At 74.5% G+C, this 12031-nt stretch carries 11 protein-coding genes; 4 read left to right on the forward strand and 7 right to left on the reverse strand.

The window, feature by feature from the left end; genetic code table 11:
- Window positions 1–5 precede the first annotated feature (5 nt).
- From K8Z49_RS18430 to K8Z49_RS18445, 4 genes are read left to right on the forward strand one after another with little or no spacing between them, the layout of a single operon-like run.
- Complete coding sequence (locus tag K8Z49_RS18430; RefSeq protein WP_412519971.1) at window positions 6–947, forward strand: respiratory chain complex I subunit 1 family protein; 942 nt, start codon at window positions 6–8, stop codon at window positions 945–947.
- A gap of 17 nt (window positions 948–964) precedes the next feature.
- Window positions 965–1627 carry a hypothetical protein gene (locus K8Z49_RS18435; RefSeq protein ID WP_021600052.1) on the forward strand — a complete coding sequence of 221 codons (663 nt, stop codon included), beginning with the start codon at window positions 965–967 and terminating at the stop codon, window positions 1625–1627.
- Window positions 1624–3114: a proton-conducting transporter membrane subunit gene (locus K8Z49_RS18440; RefSeq protein WP_412519973.1), complete on the forward strand. Its 1491-nt coding sequence runs from the start codon at window positions 1624–1626 to the stop codon at window positions 3112–3114. The genes K8Z49_RS18435 and K8Z49_RS18440 overlap by 4 nt, the downstream gene beginning before the upstream one ends.
- Window position 3115: 1 nt before the next feature.
- On the forward strand, window positions 3116–4666 hold the full coding sequence (locus tag K8Z49_RS18445) for an NADH-quinone oxidoreductase subunit C (RefSeq protein ID WP_412519975.1): 1551 nt from the start codon (window positions 3116–3118) through the stop codon (window positions 4664–4666).
- A 15-nt stretch (window positions 4667–4681) separates the two neighbouring features.
- Here the strand turns inward: K8Z49_RS18445 and K8Z49_RS18450 are convergent, their stop codons facing one another.
- The 7 genes from K8Z49_RS18450 to K8Z49_RS18480 are packed head-to-tail and all read right to left on the reverse strand — an operon-like array spanning window position 4682 to window position 11940.
- A complete protein-coding gene (locus K8Z49_RS18450) occupies window positions 4682–5476 on the reverse strand; it encodes a MaoC/PaaZ C-terminal domain-containing protein (RefSeq protein ID WP_075022998.1) in 795 nt (264 codons plus the stop codon).
- Window positions 5473–6648 carry a lipid-transfer protein gene (locus K8Z49_RS18455; RefSeq protein ID WP_021595380.1) on the reverse strand — a complete coding sequence of 392 codons (1176 nt, stop codon included), beginning with the start codon at window positions 6646–6648 and terminating at the stop codon, window positions 5473–5475. The genes K8Z49_RS18450 and K8Z49_RS18455 overlap by 4 nt, the downstream gene beginning before the upstream one ends.
- The gene (locus tag K8Z49_RS18460; protein WP_021595381.1) at window positions 6645–7091 is read right to left on the reverse strand and encodes a MaoC family dehydratase; all 447 of its coding nucleotides are present in this window, start codon (window positions 7089–7091) and stop codon (window positions 6645–6647) included. Before K8Z49_RS18460 ends, K8Z49_RS18455 begins: the two co-directional genes overlap by 4 nt.
- Window positions 7088–8164 (reverse strand): acyl-CoA dehydrogenase family protein, encoded by a 1077-nt coding sequence (locus tag K8Z49_RS18465; RefSeq protein ID WP_412519978.1) that lies wholly within the window; start codon window positions 8162–8164, stop codon window positions 7088–7090. Before K8Z49_RS18465 ends, K8Z49_RS18460 begins: the two co-directional genes overlap by 4 nt.
- On the reverse strand, window positions 8164–9096 hold the full coding sequence (locus K8Z49_RS18470; RefSeq protein WP_021595383.1) for a bifunctional MaoC family dehydratase N-terminal/OB-fold nucleic acid binding domain-containing protein: 933 nt from the start codon (window positions 9094–9096) through the stop codon (window positions 8164–8166). The genes K8Z49_RS18465 and K8Z49_RS18470 overlap by 1 nt, the downstream gene beginning before the upstream one ends.
- Entirely contained in the window at window positions 9093–10256 is a 1164-nt protein-coding gene (locus tag K8Z49_RS18475) for an acyl-CoA dehydrogenase family protein (protein WP_021595384.1), read from the reverse strand. Before K8Z49_RS18475 ends, K8Z49_RS18470 begins: the two co-directional genes overlap by 4 nt.
- A gap of 28 nt (window positions 10257–10284) precedes the next feature.
- Complete coding sequence (locus K8Z49_RS18480) at window positions 10285–11940, reverse strand: AMP-binding protein (protein ID WP_412519981.1); 1656 nt, start codon at window positions 11938–11940, stop codon at window positions 10285–10287.
- Window positions 11941–12031 lie beyond the last annotated feature (91 nt).

A 12031-nucleotide genomic window follows, 5' to 3' on the forward strand; every position in this document is an offset into this window, starting at 1 on the left:
GCCCGATGACAGGCACGGTCGCGCTCGCGCTCCAGGTGATCCTGGTGGCGGCCGGGGCGCCGCTGCTGATCGGGCTGATGCGGCAGGTGCGGGCCCGGCTCGAAGGGCGGGCGGGCGCGGGCGTCCTGCAGCCGTGGCGCGACCTGCGCAAACTCGCCCGCCGGGAGCCGATCAGCCCGCCCGGCTCCGGGGTCTTCTTCACCGCCGCGCCGCCCGTCCTCGCCGCGACGAGCCTGCTGGCCGCGGCGGTGATCCCGCTGGTGTCCGCCCGCACCCCGCTGGACGGCTCCATCGACCTGATCGCGGTCGTCGGGCTGCTGCTCCTCGGCACCGTCGCGCTCGCGCTCGCCGGGCTGGACACCGGGACGGCGTTCGGCGGGATGGGCGCCAGCCGCGAGATGACCATCGCCGCGCTGGTCGAGCCCACTCTCCTGCTGTCGGTGCTCGCGCTGTCGGTCCGCGCGGGGACGACCAACCTCGGCGCGATCGTGGAGGCCGGCGTGCACGACCCGTCCCGGGTCGTCTCCCCCGCCGGGGCGCTGGCCGCCGCCGCGCTCGCCATCGCGGTGCTCGCCGAGGCGGGCCGGCTGCCCGTCGACAACCCCGCCACGCACCTGGAGCTGACCATGGTCCACGAGGCGATGACCCTGGAGTACTCCGGACGGGACCTCGCGCTCGTGGAGTGGGCGGCCGCCGCCCGCACGACGCTGCTGCTCGGCCTGCTCGCCACCCTGTTCCTGCCGTGGGGCGTCGCCACCGGCACCGGGCCCCTCGCGCTCCTCACGGCCACCGCCGCGTTCGCCGCGAAAACGGGCCTGCTGGCCGCCGGCCTCGCCGCCGCCGAGGTGTGGCTGGCCAAGGTGCGGCTGTTCCGCGTCCCGGAGCTGCTGGCCGGGTCGTTCGTGCTCGCCCTCCTGGCCGTCATGGCCTCCTTCATGCTCGTCTGACCGGAGAACCGATCCCCGTGAACCAGGCACTGTTCGAACAGCTCCTCGACCTCGCGGCCGGCGCCTTCCTGCTGACCGCCGTCGGGGTGCTGTGGCGGCGGGAGCTGACCGCGCTGATCCGGCTGCTCGCCGCGCAGGGCGCCGCGCTCGCCGCGATGGTCGCGCTGCTGGCCGCCCACGAGCGCGACGCCGAACTCGCCGCCGTCGCCGTCGTCGTCGCGACCCTGAAGGCCGTCGTGGTGCCGCGCCTGCTGCGCCGGACGCTCGCCGGCGACGGGCGGCCCCGCGAGACCGCGCCGCTGGTGAACGTGGCCGCCTCGCTGCTGGCCGCCGCCGGGCTGGTCCTGCTCGCCTACGCCGCCGCGCAGCCGCTGGTGCGGCTCGCGGACCCGGCGGGCGGGCGGGCCGCGCCCGCCGGCCTCGCCGTCATGCTGATCGGGTTCTTCGCCCTGGCGACCCGCCGCCGCGCGCTGTCGCAGATCACGGGGTTCCTGCTGGTCGACAACGGCATCGCCGCCACCGCGTTCCTGGCCACCTCCGGGGTGCCGCTCATCGTGGAGCTCGGGGTGTCGCTGGACGTGCTGCTGGCCGTCCTCGTCCTCCAGGTCCTCACCACCCGGCTGCGGACCGCGCACGGCGTGGCCGACCTCGACGAGCTGCGGGAGCTGCGCGACTCATGACCCCTGTCCTGTACGCCCCGATCGCCGTCCCGGTGGCCGTGGCCGCCCTCTGCGCGCTCGCCGGGCACCCCCGCCGGACGGCGTGGGCCGCCCGGGCCGCCCGGTGGTCGAGCACGGCGTCCGCACTCGCCCAGCTCGCCGCCGGGATCGCGCTCGGCACCGCCGTCGTCCAGGACGGCCCGCTCGCCTCCGGGCCGCTGCGCGCCGACGGGCTGTCGGCGTTCATGGTGCTGGTGATCGGCGCGGTCGCCGTCATCGCCACCTGGTCCGCCGCCCACGACCTCGCGCCCGGCGGCGACCCGGCCGCCGTCCGGCGGCATCTCGTCCTGGTGCAGCTGTTCCTCGCCGCGATGGCCGCGGCCGTCCTCGCCGACAACCTCGGCCTGGTGTGGGTGGCCCTGGAGGCCACCACCATCGTCACCGCGTTCCTCGTCGGCCACCGCCGCGACCGGGCCGGCGCGGAGGCGGCCTGGAAGTACATGGTGCTGTGCTCGGTCGGCATCGCGCTGGCGTTCCTCGCCACCGTCTGCCTCAACATCGCGTCCCTGCACGCGGGCGCGGAAGGGTCCGCCGCCCTGGACTGGAGCGCGCTGAGCCAGGACGCGGCCCGCCTCGACCACGACGTGCTGCGCCTGGCCGCCGCGCTCGCCGTCCTCGGCTTCGGCACCAAGGCGGGGCTCGCGCCGATGCACGCCTGGCTGCCCGACGCGCACAGCCAGGCGCCCGCGCCCGTGTCCGCGCTCATGTCCGGGGTGCTGCTCGCCGTCGCCTTCACCCAGATCCTGCGGTACAAGGCCATCGCCGACGCCGCGCTCGGCCCCGGCTACATGCGGGCGCTGCTGGTGGCCGCCGCGCTGCTCTCGCTGGCCGTCGCCGCCGCGCTGCTGATCGGGCAGCGCGACTACAAGCGGATGCTGGCCTACTCCTCCATCGAGCACATGGGCCTCGCCGCGCTCGGCGCCGCCGCGGGCGGCCCGCTCGCGACCAGCGCCGTCCTGCTGCACCTGCTCGGCCACGGCCTCGGCAAGGCGGTGCTGTTCTGCGGCGCCGGCCACATCCTCGCCGCCACCGGGACGAGCCGGATCGCCGGCGCGCGCGGGCTCGCGGCCCGCTGGCCGGCGCTCGCCGCCGCGTTCGGCCTCGGGCTGGCGGCGCTGCTCGGCCTGCCGCCGTTCAGCCTCTTCGCCTCCGAGATCGGCATCGCCCGCGCCGCCTTCGGCGCGGGCCTCGGCTGGGCCGCCGCCGCGGCGTTCGCGCTGGTCCTGGTCATCGCCGCCGCGCTGGCGAAGCACGGCGCCGCCATGATCCTCGGCGCCGCGCCCGCCCCGGACGGCGCCGCGCCCGCCGCCCCATCCGCCATCAGGGCCCGTCCCGCCGTGCTCGCCCCGCTCGTGACCGGGCTCGTCGCGTGCGCCGCGCTGGGCCTGGCGCTCGGGCCGCTGAACGCCCTGCTGACCGCCGCCGCCGCAGCCGTGGGAGCACCCTGACATGATCGACGACCTGCTCGGCTCCGCACGTCCCGCGGGCTGGAAGCGGCTCAGCGCCGACACCGCCACCGCCGACCTGCCCGGACGTTTCGCGGCGCTGCGCGACGCCGGGTACGGGCTCGCCTCCGCCGCCGCCCACCACGACCCGGACGGGACGCTCCGCGTCGTCTACCTGCTGGTCGAGGCGGGGTCCGACGCGCGGGTCGAACTCGTCGTCCGGCCGGACGGGGACCCGCCCGCCGTGCCGTCCCTCGCCGCGCTGAGCTTCCCGGCGGGCCGGTTCGAGCGCGAGATGCACGACCTGTTCGGGATCACCCCGGCCGGCCACCCGCTGCCGCGCCGCCTCGTCCGGCACCCGCACTGGCCGCGCGGCTGGTACCCGATGCGCGCCGACGCCGCCGACCCGCCCCCGCCGTTCGGCGACCCCGAGCCGTACCCGTTCCTCACGGTCGAGGGGCCGGGCGTCTACGAGATCCCGGTCGGGCCGATCCACGCGGGGGTGATCGAGCCCGGCCACTTCCGGTTCTCGGTCGTGGGCGAGACCATCCTGAAGCTCAAGGCGCGGCTGTGGTTCACCCACAAGGGCACCGAGAGGCTGTTCCAGGGCGCCCACCCCGCCGACAAGCTCACGCTGGCCGAGCGGATCAGCGGCGACACCGCCGTCGGTCACGCCCTGGCGTACTGCCTGGCCGTCGAGGACGCGACGGGCTGCCTCGTGCCGCCGGAGGCGCAGCGGATCCGGGCGGTCCTGCTGGAACTGGAACGGCTGCACAACCACGTCGCCGACCTCGGGGCGCTCTGCAACGACGTCGGCCACTCCGTGCTGCACGCCCACGCGCTGCGCCTCCGCGAGATGCTCCTCCGGCTCAACGAGGAGCTGACCGGGCACCGGCTGCTGCGCGGCGGGATCGTGCTCGGCGGCGCGGCGCTGCGCGCCCTGCCCGCCCCCGGGCGGCTCCGCGACCTCGGCGGCGAGGTCCGCGACCTGGCCGGCCTCGCCCTGTCGCGTACCATCGTCCGCGACCGGTTCACCGGGACGGCCGTGCTGGACCGCCGGGAGGCGGCCGGCCTCGGCACGCTCGGCTACGTCGCCCGCGCGAGCGGCATCGACGCCGACGCCCGCAGAGACCATCCCTTCACCGACGCGTACGCGGATCTCGGCGGCACCCTGGCCGTCCACACCGAGACCGGTGGTGACGTGATGGCGCGGTTCCTCGTCCGCGCCCGGGAGATCGAGACGTCCATCGACGTCATCGCCGCCCTCGTGGACGGGCTCGCCCCCGGCTGGTACCCCGGCGCCGCCACCGGCTGGCCGCCCCGCCGCCCGCTCACCGGACCGGCGAGCGGCGCCGGCATCGTGGAGGGCTGGCGCGGCCGGATCGTCCACCGGGTGGAGGTCACCGCCGACCGCCGGCTGACGCGGGTCAAGGTCGTGGATCCGTCGTTCTTCAACTGGCCGGCGCTGCCCGTCGCGCTCCGGGACACGATCGTCCCCGACTTCCCGCTGGCCAACAAGAGCTTCAACCTCTCCTACGCCGGCAACGACCTCTGAGGCCCGGGCGGCGGGTCAGGCGAAGCGGGCGCGGCCGGCGGACAGGACCGTCGTGCCGTCCACGGCCGCCTCGAAGAGGACCCCTCCGCCGTCCTGCCAGGTCTCCACGTGGAGTTCGTCGCCGGGGAAGACCGGGGCGGCGAAGCGGCCCTCCAGTTCCCGCAGCTCGGCCGGGTGGACGCCGAGGGACTCCGCCAGCGGCAGGGTGACCGCCCCCAGCGTGCACAGGCCGTGCATGACGGGGCGCGGCATCCCGGCGGTCTTCGCCGCCTCCGGGTCGATGTGCAGGTGGTGGCGGTCGCCTAGCAGCCGGTAGAGGGCCGCCTGGTTCGGGGACGTCCGCACGGTCGCGGCACCGTCCGGATCCTTCTCGGGACGGCGGCGCGCCGACGGCCCGCGCTCGCCGCCGAAGCCGCCGCGACCGGGGGCGAACAGCGACCAGGTGGCCTCGAAGTACTCGCTCTCCACGGTGAGGTCGAAAACGGCCGCGGAGCCCTTGTCCCAGACGTCGGCGACGCGGGCGGTCGTCTCGACGGCCCCCGAACGCGGGAGGGGCTTCAGGACGCGGAGGCGCTGCGTCCCGTGGATCGTCGTCCGGACGTCGAACGCGCCGGCCGTCCCCAGGGCGTCCGGGGCCCACTGGCCGAGCGTCAGCGCGAACGTCGGGAGGACGCGGAGCCGCTCCTCGAAGACCAGGTCGAGGTCGGTGGCGCGTGCCCCGACCGCGAGGGCGTAGAGCATGGGCCGGGTGTCGTCGTAGGCGACCGTTCTCGTGCCGAGTTCCCGGCCGCGCCATTCGCTTTCGGTCATTGGTCGGCTCCCAAGATCAGGCCACTGGTCGGGACGCCGGTTCCGGCGGTGACCAGGACGTTGTGGACGTCGCCCGGCTGGTTCACCGACGTGCCGCGCACCAGCCGGACGCCCTCCGCGATGCCGTTCATGCCGTGGATGTACGCCTCCCCGAGCTGGCCGCCGTGGGTGTTGAAAGGGAGCCGCCCGCCGAGTTCGAGGTTGCCGTCCGCGACGAAGTCCTTGCCCTCGCCCTTGGCGCAGAAGCCCAGCTCTTCGAGCTGCGGCAGCACCAGCGGCGTGAAGTGGTCGTAGAGGATCGCGGCCTGGACGTCGGCCGGGGTGAGCCGCGACTGGGCGTAGAGCTGCCGCCCGACCAGGCCCATCTCCGGGATGCCGGTGATCTCGGAGCGGTAGTAGCTGGTCATCATGTGCTGGTCGTTGCCGGACCCCTGGGCCGCGCCCCAGATCACGGCCGGGCGCTGCGGGAGGTCGCGGGCGCGTTCGGCCGACACGACGACGAGGGCCTGGCCGCCGTCGCTCTCCTGGCAGCAGTCCAGGAGGCGCAGGGGCTCGGCGATCCAGCGGGACGCCTGGTGGTCCTCCAGCGTGATCGGGCGGCCGTGGAACCACGCGGCCGGGTTGGTCGCCGCGCGCCTGCGGTCGACGACGGCGATGCGGCCGAAGTCCTCGCTGGTCGCGCCGTACTCGTACATGTAGCGGCGGGCGAACATCGCGACCCACTGGGCGGGGGTCGAGAGCCCGAACGGGTTCATCCACGCGTACGCGGCGCTGTCGGCGCTGACGTCCATCGGCCGGTCCGCCTGGCCGAGGCCGTAGCGGGTGCCGGAGCGCTCGTTGAACGCCCGGTAGCAGACGACGACGTCGGCGACGCCGGTCGCGACGGCCATCGCGGCCTGCTGGACGGTGCCGCAGGCGGCGCCGCCGCCGTGCCCGATCCGGGAGAAGAACGTCAGCTCGCCGATGCCGAGGTTCCGGGCGATGTGGATCTCGGAGCTGGTGTCGGCGGTGAAGGTCACCATGCCGTCCACGTCGGACGGCTGGAGCCCCGCGTCGGTGATGGCGGCGAGCACCGCCTCGCAGGCCAGCCGCAGCTCGCTGCGGCCGGACTCCTTGGAGAACTCGGTGGCGCCGATCCCGGCGATCGCCGCCGCCCCTGGCAGCACGCTCATGCCCCGCTCCCCCGCGTCGCGACGGCGGGCAGCTCGACCACGACCGTGCCGGTGACGTGCGGGCCGAGCGCGTTGACGCCGCGCACCGCGATCTCGACGCGGCGGTCCTCGGCGTCCTTGGCCGAGACGGTGCCGGTCAGGACCATCGTGTCGCCCGGGTAGTTCGGCGCGCCCAGCCTGATCCTGATGGCCTTCACCACGGCGGCCGGCCCGGCCCAGCCGGTGACGAACCGGTCGACGAGCCCGTTCGTGGTCAGGATGTTCATGAAGACGTCCTTGGACCCGCGCTCGACCGCGAGCGCCGGGTCGTGGTGGACGTCCTGGTAGTCGCGGCTCGCCAGCGCGGTCGCGACGATCATCGTGCGGGTCAGCGGGACGCTCAGCTCGGGGAGCTCCTCGCCGACCGCCACGTCCTCGAAGAGCTTCACGGTGCTCGTGCTCACAGGGCGGCTCCCAGCAGGTCGAGGTCGAACGACGCGCCGCCGAGCGTCCCGGAGATCTGCTTGCCCCACAGGAAGTGGCGGTGCACCGGGTAGTCGACGTCCACGCCGATGCCGCCGTGCAGGTGCTGGACGCGGTGGACGACGTTCAGCCCGCCCTCGTCCGACCACCACTTGGCGACCAGGACGGCCGTCCCGGCGTCCTCCCCGGCGGCGATCAGCGAGAGCGCGTGCATGAGGCATACGCGCAGCGCGTCGATCTCGATGTAGCAGTCGGCGAGCTGGTGCTGCACGGCCTGGAACGCGGCGAGCGGGCGGCCGAACTGCTCGCGGCCGGTGAGGTACTCGGCGGCCGTGCGCAGCGCGCCGTCGGCCACGCCGACCTGGAGGGCGGCGAGCGAGACGCGGGCGAGCTGAAGGGCGGTGTCCAGTGCGCCGGGACTGAGGGCCTGCGCGGGCGTCCCGTCGAGCGTCAGGTGGCCCGCGGCGTCGCGGCCGGTGGTCTCGGCGCGCTCCCAGGACGTCCCGGCGGCGGAGGCCTCGGCCAGGAAGAGGCCGGGGCCGCCCGGGGACGAGGCCGACACGAGGACGTGCCGGGCGCCGAACGGTGTCGGGACGGCGGCCTTCGTGCCGGTCAGCCGCCAGCCGTCGCCGTCGCGGACGGCGGCGCACCCCGGCGAGGCGGGGTCCGCGGCGCCGAACTCCTCCAGCGCGACGGTCGGCCGGGCCGTCCCGTCCAGAACGTCCGGCAGCATCTCCCGCTGCGCGGCCGTTCCGTGCGTGGCGATCGTCAGCGCGGCCACGACGGCGGGCCAGATCGGGACGGGCGCGACGGTGCGGCCCTGCTCCTCCAGCAGGACGGCCAGGCCCGCCGCCCCGATTCCGGCCCCGCCGAGCGGCTCCGGGAGCGCGACGCCCAGCAGGCCGGTCTCGCCGAGCTCCTTCCACAGGTCCTCGTCGAACCCGTTCACGGTCTCCTCGGCGGCCTTGATCCGCTCCTGGGTGGCCCGGTCGGTGAAGACCTGGCGGGCCAGATCCCTGACCGCCTCCAGCTCCTCGCCCAGCGTGAAGTCCATCAGCGCTCCTTGGTGCCGGCCGGGCGGAACGCCGGCAGGGACAGGTCGGGGTCCGGGTCGATCCAGTCGAGGACGACGGGCATGCCGACCTCGACGTCCTCCGGCGCGACCCCCGTCATGTTCGTGATCAGGCGGGTGCCCTCGGCCAGCTCGATCACCGCGACGACCAGCGGGTAGTCGAACGCCGGGTGGCGCGGGTGGTGGTTGACCACGTAGCTGTGGACGTGGCCCTCGCCCGACGCCTCCACGGTGTCCCACGCGAACGAGCCGCACTGCGGGCAGCACGGCCCGGGCGGGTGCCGCAGCGACTTGCAGTCGGCGCAGCGCTGGATCACGAGCCGGTGCTCGCGGGCCGCCTCGAACCAGAACGCGTTGTCGGGGTTGATCGCCGGGCGCGGGCGCAGCGGCTTCGGGGCCGGCTTGTCCGCCGGGCGGAACCGCAGGAGGCGCCACCGCTGCGTCGCGACGACCTCGCCGGACGCGTCCCGGTACGTCTTGATCGTGCTGACGAAGCGTCCCGCGCCCAGCGCCGTCTTCTTCTCCGGGGAGATCGACTCGACGGTCTCCTCGACGCTGACGCGGTCGCCCGGCACCAGCTCGCGGTGGAACTCGAACTCCGAGTCGGTGGCGACGACGGAGGTGTACCCGCCTTCGGCGAGCAGGTCGGTCAGCTCGTCCGGCCCCGCCGGGTCCTCGCGGACGGACGCCGCGTAGCCGCGCATCGTCCACGCCTGCATCATCGACGCCGGCGCGACGATGCCGTCGCGGCCGGTGGCCCGCGCGGCGGCGTCGTCCAGGTAGACGGGGTTGGCGTCGTCCATCGCCTCGACCCAGTGCCGGATCATCGGGACGTTCACCGGGTCCGGCGCGGTCCGCCGGACGCCCAGGGAGCGCCCGACCCAGGCCTGGAGCCGTTCCTCGTAGCCGCTCATGACCGCCTCGACCTCGGCAGGCCCAGCCCCTGGACGGCGACCATGTCGCGCAGCACCTCGTTGACACCGCCGCCGAACGTGTTGACGATGCCCTGCCGGGACAGCTGCTCGATCTGCCCGTACAGCACCGCGCCCGGCGACTCGGGGCGGATCCGCCCGGCCGCGCCGAGCACGCCGGTCAGCGTCCGCTGGACGGCGATGTGCGTCTCGGTCCCGTAGGACTTGGCGGCCCCGGCCTGCGCGCCCGTCAGCGTCCCCGCCTCGACGGCCATCGTCATCTTCCAGTTCATCAGCCGCATCGCCTCCAGCCGCGCGTACGTGCGGGCGAGGTCGGCGCGCACCCAGGGCAGGTCGATCACGCCGTTCTCGCGGGCCCAGTCGCGGACGTCCTCCCACAGCCGGATCATCCGGCCGCCGAGCGCGGCGAGCCCGATGCGCTCGTGGTTGAGCTGGGTGGTGATCAGGCGCCAGCCGCCGTCGACGTCGCCGACGACCGAGGACGCCGGCACCCGGACGCCGTGGTAGTACGTCGAGGTGACGATCATCCCGCCGACCGTCCGGATCGGGCTCCAGGAGAACCCGTCGGCGTCGGTCGGGACGATGAGGATCGAGATGCCCTTGTGCTTGGGGGCGTCAGGGTTCGTCCGGGCGGCGAGCCAGATGTGGTCGGCGGTGTTGGCGCCGCTGGTGAAGACCTTGCCGCCGTCGACGACGAACGCGTCGCCGTCCCGGACGGCCTTCGTGCGCAGCGAGGCGAGGTCGGTGCCGGCGTCGGGCTCGGTGTAGCCGATCGCGAAGACGATGTCCCCGGAGAGGATGCCGGGCAGGAACCGCTTCTTCTGCTCGTCCGTCCCGAACCGCATCAGGGTGGGGCCGACCGTGTTGACCGTGACGAACGGGAACGGCAGCCCGGCCCGCTGCACCTCGTCGAAGAACACGTACTGCTCGGCGACCGACCTGCCCTGCCCGCCGTACTCCTCGGGCCAGCCGTAGCCGAGCCAGCCGTCGTTGCCGAGCATCTTGACGATCTCGCGGAACCGGTCGCCGCCGACGCCCTGCTCGCCGGCGCGGCGCCGGACGTCCGCGGGCAGCAGGCCCGCGAAGTACGCCCTCAGCTCCGCGCGCAGCTCGCGGTGCGCCGCGGACTCACGCAGATCCATTCTTGCCCTTTCCTGTCACGGGAGGCGTTCACGGGAGGAAGCGGCGGCGGCCGGCGGCGGCGAACTCCGCGCGGAGCGCCTCCCTGTCCGCCTCGGTCATCCGGACGTACTCGGGCGCCCCCCGCCCCGCCCACCAGAACACGGGGTCGCGGGTGCGCCAGCCGTCGAGCTGCAGTTCCCTTCTCTTGAGCTTCCCCGAGCCGGTCGTCGGCAGCGCGTGCGAGACGCGCACGAAGCGCGGTGCGCCCTTGGTGCCGAGGTCGTCCTGGGCGGCGAGGAACGCGGCGAAGTCCAGGTCCTCGAACCGGACGCCGGGCGGGATCTCGATCGCGGCCATCACCTGGTCGCCGGAGCGCGGGTCGGGGACGCCGAACGCGACCGCGTCCACGATCTTCGGGTGGCGCCGGACGACGTTCTGGATGTGCAGCGCCGAGATGTTCTCCGAGTCGACGCGGATCCAGTCGCCGGAGCGCCCGCCGAAGTAGAGGAACCCGTCCGCGTCGACGTAGCCGAGGTCACCCGTCCAGTACCAGCCGTGCCTGACGCGCTCGGCGTCCGCCTCGGGGTTCTTGTAGTAGCCCTCGAACTTCGCGGCGCCGTGCACGTCGACGATCTCGCCGACGGCCGCTTCGGCGTTGGTGACGCGGCCGTGCCCGTCCAGGATCGCGGGGGCGCACGTCTCGCGGGTCTCCGGGTTCACGACGCGGACGCCGTCGTGCGCGGGACGTCCGAGCGCGGCCGGCGGCGTATCCGCCACCCGCTGGATCATGCCCGCGCTCTCGCTGGAGCCGTAGCCCTCCATCAGCGTCGCGCCGAAGCGGCGCCGGAACGCGGCCTTGTCCTCGGGGGACGCCTCCGTGCCGAACCCGTGCGTGAGCGTGTTGTCGCCGTCGTCCGGGCGCTCCGGCGTGGCGAGGATGTAACCGATCGCCTTGCCGACGTAGGTGAAGAACGTCGCGCCGTAGAAGCGGACGTCCGACAGGAACCTGGTGGCGGAGAACCTCTCCGCCAGGGCGACGGTCGCACCTACGGCGAGGGACGGTGCCCACAGCGCCATGAGCGCGTTGCCATGGAACAGCGGCATCGGGCAGTAGCAGACGTCGCCGCGCTCGATGTCGTACTTGGCGCTGTTGTCGCGGCCCAGCTCGGCGAGCCGCCCCTGCGAGCAGCGCGCCGCCTTCGACGCCCCGGTCGTCCCGGACGTGAACAGCAGCAGGATCTGCGTCAGCGGAGTGACCGACGGGTCGGGCTCCGGCTCGCGGGCATGGGACGCGACCCTCGCCTCGTAGCCGTCCTCGTCGATCAGGAGGAACCGGTCGCGCGGGGCGCCGATGTCCAGGCCGTCCAGCTTCTTCAGCCCGGCCCGGTCGGTGACGACGAGCCGCGGGTCGGTGTGCCGGACCTCCTGCTCCAGGTACGCGCCGGTGCGGGTCGGGTTGATGCCGACGACCGTCGCGCCGCCCAGCGCCGCCGCCCCCAGCCACAGGACGTACTCCGGGACGTTCTCCAGCAGCACGCCGATGTGGAACGGTCCGTCCCGGCGCAGCTCGCGGGCCAGTGACGCGCGCGCGGCGCTCTCCCTGACGACCTCGTCCCATGTCCAGGACCGGTCGCGGCTCCGCAGGCCGGGGCGGTCGTCTCCCAGCCTCGCCAGCAGCATCGCCGCGATCGTCTCGTCTCGCACTCCCGCTCCCTCCGCGGTCCCGACGTTAACCAGCGGGCCGTGCGGGCACCTCGGGCCGTCCCGGTGAGCGGAATTCCCAGGTGACGCCGTG

The organism is Actinomadura madurae, assembly GCF_047130825.1.
GTDB lineage: Bacteria > Actinomycetota > Actinomycetes > Streptosporangiales > Streptosporangiaceae > Spirillospora > Spirillospora madurae.

Excerpts from the sequence above, each read along its gene's own strand:
- K8Z49_RS18430 (WP_412519971.1), top strand. The coding sequence starts at position 6 with ATGACAGGCACGGTCGCGCTCGCGCTCCAGGTGATCCTGGTGGCGGCC.
- K8Z49_RS18440 (WP_412519973.1), top strand. The coding sequence starts at position 1,624 with ATGACCCCTGTCCTGTACGCCCCGATCGCCGTCCCGGTGGCCGTGGCC.
- K8Z49_RS18445 (WP_412519975.1), top strand. The coding sequence starts at position 3,116 with ATGATCGACGACCTGCTCGGCTCCGCACGTCCCGCGGGCTGGAAGCGG.
- K8Z49_RS18450 (WP_075022998.1), bottom strand. The coding sequence starts at position 5,476 with ATGACCGAAAGCGAATGGCGCGGCCGGGAACTCGGCACGAGAACGGTC.
- K8Z49_RS18455 (WP_021595380.1), bottom strand. The coding sequence starts at position 6,648 with ATGAGCGTGCTGCCAGGGGCGGCGGCGATCGCCGGGATCGGCGCCACC.
- K8Z49_RS18465 (WP_412519978.1), bottom strand. The coding sequence starts at position 8,164 with ATGGACTTCACGCTGGGCGAGGAGCTGGAGGCGGTCAGGGATCTGGCC.
- K8Z49_RS18470 (WP_021595383.1), bottom strand. The coding sequence starts at position 9,096 with ATGAGCGGCTACGAGGAACGGCTCCAGGCCTGGGTCGGGCGCTCCCTG.
- K8Z49_RS18475 (WP_021595384.1), bottom strand. The coding sequence starts at position 10,256 with ATGGATCTGCGTGAGTCCGCGGCGCACCGCGAGCTGCGCGCGGAGCTG.